The sequence below is a fragment of the Mycobacterium sp. NGS16 genome, from assembly GCF_059813225.1.
On the sequence record NZ_JCALEE010000001.1, the window covers coordinates 908,022 to 925,397 of the forward strand.

The window sequence follows — 17,376 nt, forward strand, 5'->3', positions numbered from 1 at the left end:
CGGTGCCGTCGGCGTCGTCGGGGTCGTCGGCGTCGTCAGCTCAGGCTCCCGGCCCGGTCAGTCCGAGTGCGGTGAGCTGGCGTACCCCGTGCTCGAATCCGCAGACCGCGATCGACGCTGCGGGCATGCCGAAACGCGCACCGTCGGCCAACGGCAGCTCGAGCCAACGGGTGATCACCGCCCGGGAGAAGTGACCGTGCCCGACGAAGACCACGTCACGCGCGACCAGCTGCCGCAGCGCCAACGCCACCGCCCGGTCGGCGCGATCGCTGACCTGTGCCACCGTTTCACCGCCCGCGCTGCCGTGCGTCCAGATCAACCAGTCGGATTCGGATTCCCTGATCTGCGCGGTGGTCAGACCCTCGTAGCGGCCGTAGTCCCATTCGGCGAGGTCGTCGGAGACTTCGTCGACGTGCAGCCCGGCGAGCTCGGCGGTGACCTGGGCGCGCCGGCGCGGGCTGGAGACCACCAGCGGGTTGTCCAGCCGCAGTTTGGCCAGCGTTGCGCGGGCGGCGACTGCTTGGCGCCGGCCGGTGTCGGTCAGCGGCAAATCGCTGCGCCCGGTGTGCTGCCCGCCTTTTGACCACTCGGTTTCACCGTGGCGCAACAGCAGCAGTCGGTGCTCCTCGATGCCCACGCCCGTCGATTCTGCCCGACGGCGGACACCGAGCCGCGTTTGGTGCTGCCGGGCCGCAAGCCGTGCCAGTATGGCGGTGGTGCAAAGGGAGGAACCGATGTGGGGGTACCACCGGAGAGGGGCGGCGCCACATGAGTCAGCTGCGGATATTGGCGGTTGCCAATCAGAAAGGGGGCGTGGCCAAGACCACGACGGTGGCGTCCCTGGGGGCGGCGATGGCCGAACTGGGCCAGCGGGTGTTGCTGGTCGACCTCGATCCGCAGGGCTGCCTGACCTTCTCCCTGGGGCACGACCCCGACAAGCTGCCGGTGTCGGTGCACGAGGTGCTGCTCGGCGAGGTCGAGCCCAATGCCGCGCTGGTGTCGACCGACGAAGGCATGACCCTGCTGCCCGCCAACATCGATCTGGCCGGCGCCGAGGCGATGCTGCTGATGCGGGCCGGCCGCGAGTATGCCCTGCAGCGCGCGCTGGCCAAGCTGGACGGCGAGTTCGACGTGGCGGTCATCGACTGCCCGCCGTCGCTGGGGGTGCTCACCCTCAACGGGCTCACCGCGGCCGGCGAGGTGATCGTGCCGCTGCAGTGCGAGACCCTGGCCCATCGCGGCGTCGGTCAGTTCCTGCGCACGGTGGCCGACGTCCAGCAGATCACCAATCCGAAGCTGCGCCTGCTGGGTGCGTTGCCGACGCTGTACGACTCGCGCACCACCCACACCCGCGATGTGCTGCTCGACATCGCCGACCGGTACGGCCTGGCGGTGCTGGGCCCGCCGATCCCGCGCACCGTGCGGTTCGCCGAGGCCAGCGCATCGGGTGCGTCGGTGATCGCGGGACGCAAGAACAAAGGGGCCCAGGCGTATCGGGAGCTGGCCGAAGCGCTGCTCAAGCACTGGCAGAAGGGCACGGCGCTACCGACCTTCACCCCCGAGGTCTAGCCGTCCCCGGCGGAGAGCATGCGTGTCTCTTTGGCGACACGCCGGGTTGGGCTGTACCGCCGTGCACGCTCGCGCGGTAGCTCAACCCAGCGCGACCACGGTGTCGCCGCGCTGCTCCAGCACCGTGGGACCCGAGACTGCCGGAAACACCGCCCGTGTCCCGGGCGGGCGACTGACCGGGATGACGCGTTCGGGTGCGCCGGTGCGCTGGTCGAAGACACCGACCCCGCCGGTCACCGGGATCAGCAGCCGATTGGCCATCAGTGCTGCCGGCCCCAACGGCGCCGCGGCCCCGGCCGCCGGGACGGTGTAGCGGTAAGTCAGGGTGCCGGCGTCGAACACCATCACCGCGTCGCCGGTCCACCAGCACACCAAACCGGTGGGCCGGGACACCTGCAGGGCCGCGCTGTCGGGGCTGGCCTTGCCCGGCAGCAGCGTCGTGGCGATCCTGGTGCCGGTCTGGTCGACCACTTCCACCCGCGGCCGCGGTGTGGGCAGATAGACCGCGGTGTTGGCGCCGGTATCGGAGTCGGTCACCGCCAGCACCCGGGCACCGGAGTCGGCGGCCGCCCCCGGCTGGGGGACATGCTGGCGCTCCGGCTCGTCTTCTTCCTTCCCGGGGCGCAGCAGCGTCAGTTGCAGATCGTCTTGCCCGGGACAGGATTCGAGCACCGAGACCGCCGACGAGGCCGCGGCCGCCGACACCAGGGTGCAGCCCTGGCCGCGGCCGCGAGCCGACGGTTTGACCCGGGCGTCGATCTCCCCGTAGGACAGCACCCGGACCAGGTCCGAGCGCCACAGTTCCAGGCGGGTGGGTCCGGCCGAGAGCACCGCACTGCCCTCGGAGGTGACGGTCACCTTCTTATCGGCGTAACTGGTTCGAGCCGGACCGCGCCAGCCGGTGGCGGCGACGACCGTGCTGACCTGACCGCAGCCGCGGGCATCGGGATACACCGCGACGGCATAGCGGTAGATCCAGGACACGGCGCACAGATCGACTCCGCGGGCATAGCTCCAGCGTTCCTCGCCGGTGACCGGGTCGCGGCCGGTCAGCTGCGGCCCGTCGCCGGTGATCACCGTGCCGGACACCATCACCGGCGCCGTGGTGACCGGGCTGGCCGCCGTCCACAGCTGGGTCAGCGACGCCGGCACCATAGCGGCCGATGGGGGATTGGTCGATGAGTCCGTCGCCGGCCGGCTGACGGTCGCGCGGGCGTCACTGGTCCACCAGACGATCACGCCGGCGACGACGACGGCGACCGCGATCACCGCTGCAGCCACCAGATCGCCGGCGGTGCGGCGCTCCGGTCGCACCATCTCGGCGGCCCGGCTCAGCTGCCGTTCACCGCGGCCGCCGGCTTGCTTGGCCGCCGGCGACGGCGGCGGCGCGGCGCACTGGGCCCGTTAGCGTCGGAGGGGGCGGTGCTGGCGGTCTCAGCCGTCTCGACGGCCTGCCCGGCGCTCGCGGTGCCGTTCGCCTGACCACCGCGGGTACGCCGCCGCTTGCGGGTGGGGTTACGCGGCGCCCGCTGCCGATCGGCCGAGCTCTCGCGGCGCTCGCGGTCTTCGCTATCGGCCCGCTTGGCCGGCGACCGGGTCGGTTTGCCGACGGTGCCGCTGGCTTCGGCGGGGATGTTCAGCTCGGTGTAGAGGTGCGGCGAGCTGGAATAGGTCTCCGCCGGGTCCGGGCAGCACAGGTTCAGGGCCTTGTCGATCAGCGTCCAGCGGGCCAGCTCGTCCCAGTCGACCAAGGTGACCGCGACCCCGGTGCGCCCGGCCCGGCCGGTGCGGCCGATGCGGTGCACATAGGTCTTCTCGTCGTCGGGGCACTGGTAGTTGATGACGTGCGTGACGTCGTCGATGTCGATGCCACGGGCAGCCACGTCGGTGGCCACCAGCACATCGATGTCACCGGACCGGAAGGACTTCAGCGCTTTCTCCCGGGCCACCTGCCCCAAATCGCCGTGCACCGCGCCCACTTTGAAGCCGCGCTCGCCCAGGTCGTCGGCCACCTTCTGCGCGGTCCGCTTGGTGCGGGTGAAAATCATCGTGGCGCCGCGCCCGCGGGCCTGCAGCACCCGGGCGACCAACTCCGCCTTGTCCAGTGCGTGGGCCCGGTAGACGAACTGCTCGGTCGCGTCGTGCACCGCCGAGGAGTGCGGCGCCTCGGCGCGGATGTGGGTGGGCTGGTTCATGAAGCTGCGGGCCAACGTGATGATCGGGCCGGGCATGGTCGCCGAGAACAGCATCGACTGCCGGTCGTCGGGGATGCGGGCCAGGATGCGCTCGATGTCGGGCAGAAAGCCCAGGTCCAGCATTTCATCGGCCTCGTCGAGCACCAGCACCGACAGCCCACCCAGCTGCAGGTGGCCCTGCTGGGCCAGGTCCAGCAGCCGGCCCGGGGTGCCGACCACCACGTCGGCGCCGGCCTGCAGCGCCTCGATCTGCGGCTCGTAGGGCCGGCCGCCGTAGATGGCCTGCACCGAGAGCGGACGGTCCCCGGCGGTCAGGTATTTGGCCGCGTCGGCCAGGTCGCCGGAGACCTGGATGCACAGCTCGCGGGTGGGCACCACCACCAACGCGCGGGGCGCCCCGGTCAGCGGCCGGTCCGGGCTGGTGGTGATCCGCTGCAGCAGCGGGATGCCGAAGCCGTAGGTCTTGCCCATGCCGGTGCGGGCCTGGCCGATCAGATCGTCGCCGGCCAGGGCCAGCGGCAGGGTCAGCTCTTGGATCGCGAAGGCGTGCTCGATGCCGTCCTCGGCGAGTGCGCGGACGATTTCGTCGCGGACGCCCAGTTCGGTGAAGCTCGGGGGAGTAGTGGGACGGGTGGTGGCGATAAGCGGGGTCATGCGCTGGCAGGTGCCTTTCGAAGTCGGCGCGGTAGGTAGGTCGATCGCGGTGTGGTCGGGGCGCACACGCTGTGACGGTCGATACTTACTTGCCGATTCGGGGCCCTGCACTCGCCGAGCAGGCGGGCCAACCGCGTGTACGCACATTGCGCGGCAGCGCCGAACCGGCACTGCCTGGTAGCCATACTACCTGGTCGGGCCGGGCATCGGTCCAATGCGGCGGAACGCCTACAGTGTGGTGATGAATTCGGTTCCCTCAGCCGATCCGGTGGAGCAGGCTTCGCAGCCGCGGCTGTCCGCCGATCATCCCGGTGTCACTGAGCTTTTCGCCCTGCTCGCCTACGGCGAGGTAGCGGCGTTCTATCGGCTCACCGACGAGGCCCGCATGGCACCCGACCTGCGCGGGCGGATCTCGATGGCGGCCATGGCCGCCGCCGAGATGGGCCACTTCGAGTTGTTGCGCGAAGCCCTGGCCAGCCGCGGTGTCGACGTGGTGGCGGCGATGTCGAAATATGCCACCGCCCTGGACAACTACCACCGGCTGACGATGCCCAGCACCTGGCTGGAGGCTCTGGTCAAGACCTACGTCGGTGACGCGATGGCCGCCGACTTCTACCTGGAGATCGCCGACGGCCTGCCCGACGAGGCGGCCGACGTGGTGCGGGCGGTGCTCGCCGAGACCAAGCACTCCCAGTTCGTCGTCGACGAGGTGCGCAGCGCGATCACCTCCAGCGCCAAACAACGCAGCCGGCTGGCGCTGTGGTCACGGCGGCTGCTCGGCGAGGCGATCACCCAGGCGCAGTACGTGCTGGCCGACCACGACGAACTCGTCGATCTGGTGATCTCCGGCGCCGCCGGGCTGAGCCACTTGGCCGGGTTCTTCGAACGGGTCCAGCACACCCACGACGAGCGCATGCGAGAACTCGGGCTGGCCTAACCGGTCGGTTATCGCCGACGGCGAACGGCCGGTGCGTTCCAACCCCGTGGCCGTCCACTAGCCTGCTTAACAACGCCCACCGCGACACGAAAGGGGCCGGCGTGGAGGTCAAGATCGGGGTCACTGACAGTTCGCGCGAACTGGTCATCAGCAGCGCGCAGACGCCAGATGAAGTCGAGAAACTGGTCACCACCGCGCTCAGCCAGGGATCGGACCAGCCAGGGCTGTTGTCCCTCACCGACGAGAAGGGCCGGCGGTTCCTGGTGCAGACCGCCAAGATCGCCTACGTCGAGATCGGCATCGCCGACAGCCGGCGGGTCGGCTTCGGTATCGGTTCTGACGCCGCTACCGGAGCCAGCTAGCGGGTGAGGGGCACGTGTGACAGTCCGCCCCAGGCGAACGCCACCGTGCCCTCGACGGCGTCTTCCTTGGAGATCGGGCGGTCGCTGTCGAGCCAGTAGCGGGCGCAGTCCACGCTGATCGCGACCAGCCCCACGGCCACCATCCGGGCACGGTGCGGGTCCAGGCCGGAGTCATGGCTGACCAGGTCGAAGATCGCGTCGATGCATGACTCGGTCGCGACCCGCACCTGGACCGCCACCTGCGGTTCGGCGACGTTGTCGTTCTCGAAGATCAGCCGGTAACCCTGGCCGTCGTGCTCGATGAAGTCGAAGAACGCCTGCACCGCCGAGCGCAGCCGCTGGCGGTTGTCGGTGGTGGTCCGCAACGCCTGGCGCACACCGGAGACCAGGTTCTCCACGTGCCGGGCCAGCACGGCCAGGTACAGCTCCAGCTTCGACGCGAAGTGCTGGTACAGAATCGGTTTGCTGACACCGGCACGGTCGGCGATCTCGTCCATGCCGGCGGCGTGGTAGCCACGGTCGACGAACACCTCACTGGCGGCGATCAGCAGCTGGCCGCGCCGCTCGTCGCGGGGCAGTCGGCTGCCCCGACGGCCGGCGGCCGCCGGCGCCTTGGCGGTGGCCGGGCCGCGGCCGGCCGGCTTGGCGCCACCCCGCTCGGCCGTGTCGATCGGTTTGCTCATCGACTCCTCAATCCGGGTTCTCCGCGGCCGAGGGAATGGGCATCCGACGGCCGGTGCGTGACAGCGAGACTACGCGCTGCACCCTTCACTTCCATCAGCGACATCCATCAACGCGGCGTCGATCGTCGCGCGGCGGCCCGGACCGGCGCTGCAGGGCGCGGCGGAGAGTCCCAGCTCGCAGTGCTTGTGTCATTCTGGGACGGTGACCTACGACCCGGGGCAACGTGGCGGCGGTCGAGCCCCGGTGCTTCGGGATCGTTTCCGCGAACCCCTGCGCGCGCAACGTGACCCGCTGGCAGCCGGCGCCGGCCGGTTGCGGTCCGACCGCGACGTGCACCGGCAGTGGCGCAAGCAGAGCTGGCTGGGCAGGTTCGTGTCCACCTACGGCTGGCGCGCCTACGCCCTGCCGGTGCTGATGGTGCTCACCGTCGTGGTGGTGTATCAGACCGTGACCGGCACCGGCGTGCGGGCCTCGGAGATCGACGAGCCGGTCCAGGGCCCGCCGACAATCGGCTCGGCCGGCACCTCGATCATCGGCGCGCCACCACGCGGCCTCACCGAATTCGACGTCAACCTGCCGACCGGCGTGCTGCCCGATGGTGGGCCGTTCACCGAAGCCGGTGACATGGCCTGGCACATCATTCCGGGCACCGTGCCGGTGTTCGGCCGGGGCACCGAGAAGGTGTTCGCCTACACCATCGAGGTGGAGAACGGCATCGACACGACCGCCTTCGGCGGCGACGAGGCGTTCGCCCGGATGGTCGACCAGACCTTGCGCAACCCCAAAGGGTGGACGCACACACCGCAGATCGGGTTCGTCCGAGTCGACGCGACCAGCGGGGTCGACCCTGATTTCCGGATCTCGCTGACCTCACCGATGACGGTCCGGGAGGGCTGCGGCTACGAGATCCCGCTGGAAGCGTCCTGCTACAACCCGTCCTACGGGGCGAGGTCGGAACCGCGGGTGTTCATCAACGAGGCCCGCTGGGTGCGCGGGGCGGTGCCCTTCCAGGGGGATATCGGCTCCTACCGGCAGTACCTGATCAACCACGAGGTCGGTCACGCCATCGGCTACCAGCACCACGAGCCGTGCGAAAAGCAGGATGCCCTGGCGCCCGTGATGATGCAGCAGACGTTCGGCACCTCCAATGACGATGCGGCGAAGTTCGACCCGGACTGGGTCAAGCCCGACGGCAAGACCTGCCGGTTCAACCCGTGGCCCGCTCCGATCCCCTGAACCGGCACCGGTCTTCCCGGCGCTGGGGAGGCGCGGTGGTGGGGGAAGCGTCGCGAGCCGTTTGTCGTTGACCCCACCAGCTGCTGTGATGGTGAGTGGAAGCGATCTTGAGGAGACTCTCGGTGTCGAATTCACTGCCGCCGCTGGTGGAACCGGCCGGTGAACTGACCAAGGAAGAGGTGGCGCGCTACAGCCGCCACCTGATCATCCCCGACGTCGGCGTGCAGGGGCAGAAGCGGCTCAAGAACGCCCGGGTGCTGGTGATCGGCGCGGGTGGGCTCGGCGCGCCGACGCTGCTGTACCTGGCGGCCGCCGGTGTCGGCACCATCGGAATCGTCGACTTCGACGTCGTCGAGGAATCCAATCTGCACCGCCAGGTCATCCACGGTGTCTCCGATATCGGCCGGTCGAAGGCCGAAAGCGCCCGCGACTCGATCAACGAGGTCAACCCGCTGGTCAACGTGCAGCTGCACCAAGTCCGGCTTCAGCCGGACAACGCCGTCGAACTGTTCGAGCAATATGACCTGATCCTGGACGGCACCGACAACTTCGCCACCCGCTATCTGGTCAACGATGCCGCGGTGCTGGCGCACAAGCCCTACGTGTGGGGGTCGATCTTCCGCTTCGCGGGCCAGATCTCGGTGTTCTGGGAGGACGCACCGGACGGACGGGGTCTCAATTACCGCGACCTGTACCCCGAGCCCCCGCCGCCCGGGATGGTGCCGTCGTGCGCCGAGGGCGGGGTCCTGGGGATTTTGTGCGCATCAGTCGGGTCGGTGATGGGCACCGAAGCGATCAAGCTGATCACCGGAATCGGGGACCCGCTGCTGGGCCGGCTGATGATCTACGACGCCCTGGAGATGAGCTACCGCACCATCGCGATCCGCAAGGATCCCTCCACGCCCAAGATCACCGAGCTGATCGACTACGAGGCGTTCTGCGGGGCGGTCTCCGACGAGGCGGCCGACGCGGCGGCCGGGTCCACCATCACCCCGGCCGAGCTGCGTGCGCTGCTGGACTCCGGGCGGAAGCTGGCGCTGATCGACGTGCGCGAACCGGCGGAATGGGAGATCAACCGGATCGAGGGGGCCCGGCTGGTTCCGCAGTCGACGATCAACACCGGCGAGGGGTTGGCGGCCCTGCCGCAGGACCGGATGTCGGTGCTGTACTGCAAGACCGGTGTCCGCTCCGCGGAGGCGTTGGCGACGCTGAAGAAGGCCGGTTTCGCCAATGCCGTGCATCTGCAGGGGGGAATTGTGGCGTGGGCCAAGCAGATGCAGCCCGACATGGTGATGTACTGACGCCCGGCGAGGCTCCCCGACGCCCCGGCCCGGACCGCATAGGCTTGTCGCGTGACTGTCGAGCCGCCGCCTGAACACGTGCTGGCGACGTTCGGCCTTCGCAGCGTGGACCCGGTGCCCCTGGGCGCCGGCTGGGAGGACGGCTGGAAGTGCGGGGAAGTGGTGGTGTCGATGGTCGCCGACCACGCCCGGGCCGCGTGGTCGGCGAAGGTCCGCGAGACGCTGTTCGCCGACGGCATCCGGCTGGCCCGGCCGGTGCGCTCCACCGACGGCCGCTATGTGGTGTCGGGCTGGCGCGCGGACACCTTCGTCGCCGGCAGCCCCGAGCCCCGGCACGACGAGGTGGTCTCGGCGGCGGTTCGGCTGCATGAGGCCACCGCGAAGCTGGAGCGGCCCCGTTTCCTCACCCAGGCGCCGGTGGCGCCGTGGGCCGACGTCGACGTGTTCATCGCCGCCGACCGGGCCGCGTGGGAGGACCGGCCGTTCGCCTCGCTGCAGACCGGCGCCCGGCTGGCCCCGGGCTCGGTGGACGGTCAGCGGTCGATCGACCTGATCAACCAACTCGCCACGTTGCGCAAGCCCACCAAGAGTGCGAGCCAGTTGGTGCACGGCGATCTGTACGGCACGGTGCTGTTCTCCGGCGCCGCGGCGCCCGGCGTCACCGACATCACGCCGTACTGGCGTCCGCCGTCCTGGGCCGCCGGTGTGGTGGTGGTGGACGCCCTGTCGTGGGGTGACGCCGACGACGGGCTCATCGAGCGCTGGGAGTCGCTGCCGGAATGGCCGCAGATGCTGTTGCGCGCGTTGATGTTCCGGCTCGCCGTGCACGCTCTGCACCCGCGGTCGACGGCCGAGGCGTTCCCCGGCCTGGCGCGCACGGCGGCGCTGGTGCGCTTGGCGCTGTAGCGTCAGAACCGGTGCCGCGCGGTGCGCAGGTCCACCCGGCCGTCGACGGCCAGAACCCCTTCGGCGCGAAGCCGTTCGAGTTGTTCGGTGCTCAGGTGCGCCGCCGGTCGCCCGGACGCCCGGATCACCCGATGCCAGGGCAGGTCAAAAGAATCGGTGCGCATGATCCATCCGACGATGCGAGGGCTGGAAAGCCCTGCCGCGGAAGCGATGTCACCATAGGTGGCGACCCGGCCGGCAGGGATCGCGGCGACCAGCGCGCGCACCCGCTCGACCTGCTCGTCGGTGACCGCTGCCATCACGTCACCGGCAGGAGGTCACGGATCAGCGCGGCGACCTCCGCGGGTCTGGCGTGGGGCACCATGTGCTGGCAATCGATGTCCACCAGCCGGAGGTCAGGACCGAGTCGGTCACGCAGCGCCGCGATGAGATCCTCGCGCACATACGGCGGCGACGTGCGGCGTGCCCGCACCAGCGTGGTCGGGGTGCCCGGCTCCGGTAGCACGATGTCGCGGGCCAGTTCGCTCCAGTACGACATCATCGCGGGCACGCTGATCCGCCAGGCGTAGCGCCCGCTGGGCAATGCGATCAGGTGTTCGTCGAGTTCGGCGTCCAGGACGGCGGCGTCGACGTCCGACCAGGAGCCGTGCTCCTTCTCGGCCCGGGCTTCGGCGGGGTCGGGATAGTCCGGTGAGGCCAGCATCGCGTCGGCGATCTCGGCCATCCATTGGCCGTCCAGGCCGATCGCCGGGTCGAGCAGGACCAGGGCGGCCACCAGATCCGGACGGGCTGCGGCCAGATGCAAGGCGACGGCACCGCCGAACGAATGCGCCACCACCAGCACCGGGCCATCGGCGGAGCGCTCGAGCAGCGCGGTCAGCTCTTTGACATTGGCGTCGATGGTCCAGGGTGCCGCCCACGACGAGCGGCCGTGCCCGATCAGATCCGGTGCCGCGACGCTGAATTCAGCCAGGTGCTCGTCGGCCAGGTGCTGCCAGCGTTGACCGTGCCCGGTCAGGCCGTGGATCGCCAGGATGCGCACCGGTCCCGCCGGGCCGTAGCGGTGCACATGCAGTCGATGATCGGAATTCACCCGTCGATGGTGCCAGCCGCGGCCGGGATTGTCGGAGGGCGGTGCTGTCATGGGCGGTATGACACAGCACTGGGGGTCGCTTGCCGCCGAGGCCGCCGCGGCGCTGGACCCGTGCGCGCGTGGCGTGCTGCGGGTTCGCGGCGGCCCGGGGACCGGCAAGACCAGCCTGCTGGTCGAGGTCGCCGCGGCACACGTCGCCGCCGGGACGGATGCGAATTCGGTGCTGCTGCTGACGGGATCGGGGCGGCTACCGGCGGCGGTCCGTGGTGCGCTGACCGCCAAGGTGCTGGCGGCGGGCAGTCCCGGATCCGCCCGGGCGGTCAGGGAACCGCTGGTTCGTACCGTGCACGGCTATGCCTTCGCGGTGCTGCAGCGCGCGGCGCGGCGGGCCGAGGCCGCACCGCCGCGGCTGGTCACCGGGGCCGAACAGGACAGTGTTATCCGGGAACTGCTCGCCGGTGACGGCGCCGGGGCCTGGCCGCCGTCCTTGCACGCGGCGCTGGCCACCGACGGGTTCGCCACCGAACTGCGGGACTTGATGGCGCGCTGCGCCGAACGTGGCGTCGACCCGGGGGCGTTGGTCCGGCTGGGCAAGCGGTGCCGCCGCCCGGAGTGGGCCGCCGCCGGGCGTTTCGCCCGGCAGTACGAACAGGTGATGCTGCTTCGCGCTGCGGTCGGCACCGCGGCACCACAGGCGACCACGCCGGCGCTGGGCGCCGCGGAATTGGTGGGAGCCGCCTTGGAGGCCTTCGCGGCCGACCCGGACCTGCTCGCCGAGGAACGCAGCCGGATCCGGTTGCTGCTGGTCGACGACGTCCAGCAACTCGACCCGCAGGCGGCCCGGCTGGTGCGGGTGCTTGCCGCCGGTGTGCAGCGCACCATCATCGCCGGCGACCCCGATCAGGCGGTGTTCGGATTCCGCGGCGCCGAACCCGCCGCCCTGCTGGCCGATGAGGCACCCACCCTGCAGCTGTCGGTGTCGCACCGGTGCGCCCCGGCGGTCGCCCGCGCCATCAACGCCGTCGCCGCGCGGCTGCCCGGGCCGAGTACGACCCGCCGCCTCGAGGGCAGCGGGCCCGAGGACGGTTCAGTCACGGTGCGCACCGCGGCCACCGGGCAGGCCGAGGCCGCCTTGATCGCCGACACGCTGCGGCGCGCCCACCTGATCTCTCAAGTGCCCTGGTCGCAGATGGCGGTGATCGTCCGCTCGGTGCCGCGCGCGGCGGCCCGCCTGCCCCGCACCCTGGCCGCCGCCGGCATTCCGGTGGCCCTCCCGGCCGCCGGGGGCCTGCTGGCCGAGCAGCCGGCGGTGGCCGCCCTGTTGACCGTGCTGGCGTGCGCCGCCGACGGCGTCGACGGCCGCCGGGCGCTGGATCTGCTCACCGGCCCGATCGGGCGCATGGATCCGATCTCGCTGCGGCAGGTCCAGCGCCTCCTGCGCCGTGGCGGCACGGCCCGCCCGGAAACCGATCCCGGTGACCGGCTGGCGGCGGTGCTGTCCGGTGAGCCCGGCCAGTTGCCGGCCGCCTACGCCCGCCCGCTGCGCCGGGTACGCGCGGTGCTGCAGGCCGCGGCCCGCAGTCACGCTGGCGGCCGGGACCCGCACCATACGCTGTGGCAGGCCTGGAATCGCTCCGGGCTGCAGCAACGCTGGCTGGCGGCGGCCGCGCGCGGCGGGCCGGCCGGTGCGCAAGCCGGGCGGGATCTAGACGCGGTGACCGCACTGTTCGAGCTGGCCGAGCAGTACACCGCACGCACCGCCGGCGCCACCTTGGCGGGGCTTGCTGACCATGTCGCCGCCATGCAACTGGTGATGCCCCGCGCCGAGCCGGCAGCGGGTGGCGAAGCGGTCACTGTGCTCAGCGCTCATGCCGCGCTCGGGCGGGAGTGGGATCTGGTCGTCATCGCCGGTGTCCAGGAAGGACTGTGGCCCAACACCGTTCCGCGCGGCGGCGTGTTGGGAACCCAGCGGCTGCTGGACACGCTGCACGGCCTCGGCGACGACGTCTCGGCCCGGGCACCGCTGCTGGCCGAGGAGCGGCGCCTGCTGGTGGCGGCGATGGGCCGGGCGCGTCGCCGGTTGCTCGTCACCGCCGTCGACGGGGAGGGGGACACCGGCGGCGCACAGGAGCAGATCCCGTCGGAGTTCGTCGCCGAACTCGCGGCCTGCGCCACCTCCGACGGCGCCCCGCTGCCGGCGCCACCGGTGGCGGCGCCGCCGGTACTGTCGGCGGCCGGGCTCGTCGGGCGCCTGCGGGCGGTGGTCTGCGCCCCGGACGGAGCCGTCACCGACTCCGAACGAGCCGACGCCGCAACACAACTGGCTCGCCTGGCACATGCCGGGGTGCCCGGCGCCGACCCGGCCGACTGGCACGGCGCGGCGCCGGTGAGCACCCAGGAGCCGCTGTGGCGCGCCGATGACGGGCACGCCGTCACGCTGTCACCCTCGGCGCTGCAGAGCCTGCTGGACTGCCCGCTGCGCTGGCTGGGCGAACGGCACGGCGGAACCGACGGTCGTGACCTGCGCTCCACGATCGGATCGGTGATGCATGCGCTTGTCGCCGAATCGGCCGGCAGCGCAACGGAGTTGCTGGCGGAGTTGGACCGGGCCTGGCAGCACCTGCCGGTCGAATCGCCGTGGTATTCGGCCAACGAGCACGCGCGGCATCGCGCCATGATCGAGACGTTCCTGGAGTGGCGGGCGCAGACCCGCGACCAGTTCACCGAGGTCGGCACCGAAGTCGCCTTCGATGGGCTGGTCGACGCCGGGGTGCGCATACGTGGCCGGATCGACCGGATCGAGCGTGACGCCGCCGGGCGGCTGGTGGTTGTCGACGTCAAAACCGCGAAGACCCCGGTCAGCAAAGACGACGCGCAACAGCACGCGCAGCTGGCCGTCTACCAGCTGGCGGTGCAATCCGGCCTCGTCGGATCCGGCGAGCAGCCCGGAGGCGCCCGGCTGGTCTACCCGGCCAAGCCCGGCGCCGGCGGCGCCACCGAGCGGGAACAAGACCCGCTCACCGGCGAAACCGCCGGCCAGTGGCGGGACCGGATCGCCCAGGCGGCCGCGGCCACCGCCGGGCCGGAGTTCACCGCCCGGGCCAACGACGGTTGCCGGCACTGCCCGATCCGGCCGAGCTGCCCGGCCCACACCGGGAACGGCGCATGACGAATCGCTATGACCCGGGCGAGCTGGCCGCCGCGCTCGGCTTGCATCAGCCCACCGCAGAGCAGGCCGCGGTCATCGCCGCACCGCCGGGCCCGCTGGTGGTGATCGCCGGAGCCGGAGCCGGCAAAACCGAAACGATGGCCGCCCGGGTGGTGTGGCTGGTCGCCAACGGCTACGCCGATCCGGGCCAGGTGCTGGGGCTGACGTTCACCCGCAAGGCCGCCGGCCAGCTGCTGCGCCGGGTCCGTTCCCGGCTGGCCCGGTTGGCCGGCGCCGGCCTGATGGTCCCCGAACCCGCGGCTGGCGGCGCCGGCCCGGCCGCGCCTACGGTCAGCACCTACCACGCGTTCGCCGGCGCACTGCTGCGCGAGCACGGGTTGCTGCTGGGAATCGAACCCGACACCCGGCTGCTCACCGAGACCGGGCTATGGCAGCTGGCGTTCGAGGTGGTCAGCAACTATCCCGGCGAATTGCGCACCGACCGGGATCCGTCCGCGATCACCTCCATGGTGCTGCGCCTGGCTGGGCAGCTGGCCGAACACCTGGTGGACACCGACGCGCTGCGAGACACCCACCTAGAGCTCGAGCGGCTGGTCCACACCCTGCCCCCGGGGCCCCGCCAGCGCGCCGAACCCAACCAGTCGCTGCTCAGGATGCTCGACACCCAGACCGAACGCGCCCAGCTGGTACCGCTGATCGATGCCGTGCACCAGCGGATGCGGGCCGAACGGGTGATGGATTTCGGTGCCCAGATGGCCACCGCCGCGCGGCTGGCGCAGGCCGACGCCTCCGTCGGCGCCCGGCTGCGCGCCAGCTACCGGGTGGTTCTGCTCGACGAATACCAGGACACCGGGCACGCCCAGCGCGTCGCGTTGTCGGCACTGTTCGGCGGCGGCGTCGACGACGGCCTGGCGCTGACCGCCGTCGGCGACCCGATCCAGTCGATCTATGGCTGGCGGGGCGCCTCGGCCACCAACTTGCCGCGCTTTGCCACCGACTTCCCGCTCTCCGACGGCACCCCGGCACCCACGCTGGAGTTGCGGACCAGCTGGCGCAATCCGCCGGAGGTGCTGCACCTCGCCAACGAGGTCTCCGCGGAAGCGCGGCGGCGCTCCGTCACGGTGCACACGCTGCGGCCGCGCCCGGACGCGTCAGCAGGCGACGTGCGGCTGGCGCTACTGCCCGACGTGACGGCCGAACACGAGTGGGTCGCCGAGGCGCTGCAGCGTCGCTACCGGCAAGCCGACGCCGAGGGTGTCGCGCCGCCCACCGCGGCGGTGCTGGTGCGGCGCAACGCCGATGCCGCGCCCTTCGCCGAGGCGATCCGGGCCCGGGGCGTCCCGGTGGAAGTGGTCGGCCTGGCCGGGCTGCTGTCGGTGCCCGAGGTCGCTGACCTGGTGGCGATGTTGCGGCTGGTTTCCGAGCCGACGGCCGGCGCGGCGGCGATCCGAGTGCTGACCGGCGCGCGGTGGCGGCTCGGCGCCGCTGACCTGGCCGCGCTGTGGCGGCGTGCCGCCGAGTTGGCCCGGCCGGACGAGGCGGTCGGGCAGGTCTCGGCCGCCGAGATCGCCGCGGCCGCCGGGCCCGATGCCGACACCGCATGCCTGGCGGACGCGCTCGCCGATCCCGGACCGGCCGAGCGCTACTCGGCCACCGGCTACCGGCGCATCGTCGCACTGGGCGCGGAGCTGACCGCGCTGCGCGGCCACCTGTGGCAGCCGCTGCCCGACCTGGTGGCCGAGGTGCGCCGGGTGCTCGGCCTGGACTGTGAGGTGCTCGCCGCGCAGCCGGTGGCGGCGCCGGCGTCCGGCACCGAGCAGCTCGACGCGTTCGCCGACGTGGTCGCCGGCTACGTGGTCGGGTCCGGCGGCCCGGGGTCACTACCGGGCCTGCTGGCGTACCTGGATGCGGCCGCCGTGGTGGAGAACGGGTTGGCGCCGGCCGCACCGGTGGTCGCCGCCGACCGCGTCCAGATCCTCACGGTGCACGCCGCCAAGGGACTGGAATGGCAGGTGGTGGCGGTACCGCACCTGGTGGCGCGGGTGTTTCCGTCGACCGCGTCGCGGCGCAGCTGGCTATCCGATGCCGCCGAGCTGCCGCCGCTGCTGCGCGGCGACCGCGCCGACCTGGGTTCTCACGGTGTCCCGGTGCTCGACACCGCCGCGGTCAACGATCGAAAACAGCTGAGCGACACCATCTCCGAGCATCAGCGCCGGCTGGATCAGCGCCGGGTCGATGAAGAGCGCCGGCTGCTCTACGTCGCGGTCACCCGCGCCGAGGACACCCTGCTGGTCTCCGGTCACCACTGGGGTATCGGGGAGCGCAAGCCGCGCGGCCCCTCGGAGTTCCTGACCGAACTCAAAGCGGTGATCGAGGACTCCGGCGCCGGTGTCGTCGAACACTGGGCGCCGGCGCCGGCCGACGGCGAGCCGAACCCGCTGGGCAACAACGCCGCAGAAGCGGTATGGCCGGCAGACCCGCTGGGCGCGCGACGCGAGGCGGTGGCCGCCGGGGCCGCGCTGGTCACCGCCGCGATGGCCGGGGAGCCGGCTACGGCACCGAACAGCCCCTGGGCCGCTGACGTCGATGCGCTGCTGGCCGAGCGGGCCCTGGCCGCCGTCCCGCGGACCCCGGCGCTGCCCAGCCAGGTCTCGGTGAGCAACCTGGTGGAGTTGAGCCGCGACCCGGTCGGCGCGGCGCAGCGGCTGAGCCGCCGGCTACCGACCCGCCCGGATCCGCATGCGGTGCTGGGCACCGCATTTCACGACTGGGTGCAGCGGCTCTACGGTGCCGAGCGGCTCTTCGAGCTCGACGATCTGCCCGGGGCGGCCGATGCCGACACGGCCCGGGCCGATGCGCAGGAACTGGCAGAGCTGCAGGAGGCATTCCTGGCTTCGCCGTGGGCGGCCCGCTCACCGGTGGCCGTCGAGGTGCCCTTCGAGATGGCCTTCGGGCAGACGATGGTGCGTGGCCGCATCGACGCGGTATTCGCCGAGCCGGGCGGCGGCGTCACCGTGGTGGACTGGAAGACCGGTGCCGCGCCGGCCGGGCTGGAGGCACAACGCCACGCCACCGTGCAGCTCGGCGTGTACCGGCTGGCGTGGGCAGCACTGACCGGCTGCCCGGAATCCACGGTCCGGGCCGCGTTCCACTACGTCCGCAGCCGCACCACCGTCGTCCCTGATGAACTGCCCGATTTCGCCGAGCTGGCCGCGCTGCTGAACCATTGACCGTGGGTGTGGTTACAGTGGGTCCGTGCGTCAGGCTGAC

14 protein-coding genes are annotated in these 17,376 nt (G+C 71.7%); 8 read left to right on the forward strand and 6 right to left on the reverse strand.

Features of this window, described 5'->3' with window-relative positions:
* Nucleotides 1-40: 40 nt before the first annotated feature.
* On the reverse strand, nucleotides 41-637 hold the full coding sequence (locus AC5Y4Q_RS04500; RefSeq protein WP_499958103.1) for an acid phosphatase: 597 nt from the start codon (nucleotides 635-637) through the stop codon (nucleotides 41-43).
* Between the two features lie 131 nt (nucleotides 638-768).
* Between AC5Y4Q_RS04500 and AC5Y4Q_RS04505 the strand changes: the two genes are divergently transcribed.
* A complete protein-coding gene (locus AC5Y4Q_RS04505; RefSeq protein ID WP_064922177.1) occupies nucleotides 769-1,569 on the forward strand; it encodes a ParA family protein in 801 nt (266 codons plus the stop codon).
* A gap of 81 nt (nucleotides 1,570-1,650) precedes the next feature.
* Here the strand turns inward: AC5Y4Q_RS04505 and AC5Y4Q_RS04510 are convergent, their stop codons facing one another.
* Nucleotides 1,651-2,886, reverse strand: a complete 1,236-nt coding sequence (locus AC5Y4Q_RS04510) for an Rv3212 family protein (RefSeq protein WP_499958105.1) — start codon at nucleotides 2,884-2,886, stop codon at nucleotides 1,651-1,653.
* A 14-nt stretch (nucleotides 2,887-2,900) separates the two neighbouring features.
* The gene (locus AC5Y4Q_RS04515) at nucleotides 2,901-4,418 is read right to left on the reverse strand and encodes a DEAD/DEAH box helicase (RefSeq protein ID WP_064922179.1); all 1,518 of its coding nucleotides are present in this window, start codon (nucleotides 4,416-4,418) and stop codon (nucleotides 2,901-2,903) included.
* A 241-nt stretch (nucleotides 4,419-4,659) separates the two neighbouring features.
* Between AC5Y4Q_RS04515 and AC5Y4Q_RS04520 the strand changes: the two genes are divergently transcribed.
* Both AC5Y4Q_RS04520 and AC5Y4Q_RS04525 read left to right on the forward strand, forming a co-directional pair.
* Nucleotides 4,660-5,355, forward strand: coding sequence for a ferritin-like fold-containing protein (locus AC5Y4Q_RS04520; protein ID WP_064922275.1), 696 nt, complete (start codon nucleotides 4,660-4,662; stop codon nucleotides 5,353-5,355).
* Nucleotides 5,356-5,456: 101 nt separating this feature from the next.
* Complete coding sequence (locus AC5Y4Q_RS04525) at nucleotides 5,457-5,717, forward strand: DUF3107 domain-containing protein (protein ID WP_064922180.1); 261 nt, start codon at nucleotides 5,457-5,459, stop codon at nucleotides 5,715-5,717.
* On the opposite strand, the gene fasR is transcribed toward AC5Y4Q_RS04525, so the two are convergent.
* On the reverse strand, nucleotides 5,714-6,400 hold the full coding sequence (gene fasR / locus AC5Y4Q_RS04530; RefSeq protein WP_064922181.1) for an HTH-type transcriptional activator FasR: 687 nt from the start codon (nucleotides 6,398-6,400) through the stop codon (nucleotides 5,714-5,716). The two genes, AC5Y4Q_RS04525 and fasR, sit on opposite strands and share 4 nt — an antisense overlap.
* 202 nt (nucleotides 6,401-6,602) lie before the next feature.
* Here fasR and AC5Y4Q_RS04535 point away from each other — a divergent pair, with 202 nt between their 5' ends.
* From AC5Y4Q_RS04535 to AC5Y4Q_RS04545, 3 genes are all read left to right on the forward strand, one after another.
* Nucleotides 6,603-7,637, forward strand: coding sequence for a DUF3152 domain-containing protein (locus tag AC5Y4Q_RS04535; RefSeq protein WP_082952644.1), 1,035 nt, complete (start codon nucleotides 6,603-6,605; stop codon nucleotides 7,635-7,637).
* Nucleotides 7,638-7,759: 122 nt separating this feature from the next.
* The gene (moeZ, locus tag AC5Y4Q_RS04540; RefSeq protein ID WP_064922183.1) at nucleotides 7,760-8,938 is read left to right on the forward strand and encodes an adenylyltransferase/sulfurtransferase MoeZ; all 1,179 of its coding nucleotides are present in this window, start codon (nucleotides 7,760-7,762) and stop codon (nucleotides 8,936-8,938) included.
* 51 nt (nucleotides 8,939-8,989) lie between these two features.
* Complete coding sequence (locus AC5Y4Q_RS04545; RefSeq protein WP_064922184.1) at nucleotides 8,990-9,844, forward strand: TIGR02569 family protein; 855 nt, start codon at nucleotides 8,990-8,992, stop codon at nucleotides 9,842-9,844.
* Between the two features lie 2 nt (nucleotides 9,845-9,846).
* Here AC5Y4Q_RS04545 and AC5Y4Q_RS04550 read toward each other — a convergent pair whose 3' ends face one another.
* Nucleotides 9,847-10,143 (reverse strand): MGMT family protein, encoded by a 297-nt coding sequence (locus AC5Y4Q_RS04550; protein WP_499958110.1) that lies wholly within the window; start codon nucleotides 10,141-10,143, stop codon nucleotides 9,847-9,849.
* A complete protein-coding gene (locus tag AC5Y4Q_RS04555) occupies nucleotides 10,143-10,937 on the reverse strand; it encodes an alpha/beta fold hydrolase (protein WP_499958112.1) in 795 nt (264 codons plus the stop codon). The genes AC5Y4Q_RS04550 and AC5Y4Q_RS04555 overlap by 1 nt, the downstream gene beginning before the upstream one ends.
* 58 nt (nucleotides 10,938-10,995) lie before the next feature.
* Between AC5Y4Q_RS04555 and AC5Y4Q_RS04560 the strand changes: the two genes are divergently transcribed.
* Together AC5Y4Q_RS04560 and AC5Y4Q_RS04565 are read left to right on the forward strand one after the other, a co-directional pair.
* The gene (locus tag AC5Y4Q_RS04560; protein ID WP_499958114.1) at nucleotides 10,996-14,106 is read left to right on the forward strand and encodes an ATP-dependent helicase; all 3,111 of its coding nucleotides are present in this window, start codon (nucleotides 10,996-10,998) and stop codon (nucleotides 14,104-14,106) included.
* Entirely contained in the window at nucleotides 14,103-17,336 is a 3,234-nt protein-coding gene (locus AC5Y4Q_RS04565; RefSeq protein ID WP_499958116.1) for an ATP-dependent DNA helicase, read from the forward strand. Before AC5Y4Q_RS04560 ends, AC5Y4Q_RS04565 begins: the two co-directional genes overlap by 4 nt.
* Nucleotides 17,337-17,376: the final 40 nt, after the last annotated feature.

What these genes read in the sequence shown, in the direction of transcription:
- AC5Y4Q_RS04510 (WP_499958105.1), bottom strand. Translation starts at nt 2,886, where the DNA reads ATGGTGCGACCGGAGCGCCGCACCGCCGGCGATCTGGTGGCTGCAGCG.
- AC5Y4Q_RS04550 (WP_499958110.1), bottom strand. Translation starts at nt 10,143, where the DNA reads ATGGCAGCGGTCACCGACGAGCAGGTCGAGCGGGTGCGCGCGCTGGTC.
- fasR (WP_064922181.1), bottom strand. Translation starts at nt 6,400, where the DNA reads ATGAGCAAACCGATCGACACGGCCGAGCGGGGTGGCGCCAAGCCGGCC.
- AC5Y4Q_RS04515 (WP_064922179.1), bottom strand. Translation starts at nt 4,418, where the DNA reads ATGACCCCGCTTATCGCCACCACCCGTCCCACTACTCCCCCGAGCTTC.
- AC5Y4Q_RS04520 (WP_064922275.1), top strand. Translation starts at nt 4,660, where the DNA reads ATGAATTCGGTTCCCTCAGCCGATCCGGTGGAGCAGGCTTCGCAGCCG.
- AC5Y4Q_RS04505 (WP_064922177.1), top strand. Translation starts at nt 769, where the DNA reads ATGAGTCAGCTGCGGATATTGGCGGTTGCCAATCAGAAAGGGGGCGTG.
- AC5Y4Q_RS04565 (WP_499958116.1), top strand. Translation starts at nt 14,103, where the DNA reads ATGACGAATCGCTATGACCCGGGCGAGCTGGCCGCCGCGCTCGGCTTG.
- AC5Y4Q_RS04560 (WP_499958114.1), top strand. Translation starts at nt 10,996, where the DNA reads ATGACACAGCACTGGGGGTCGCTTGCCGCCGAGGCCGCCGCGGCGCTG.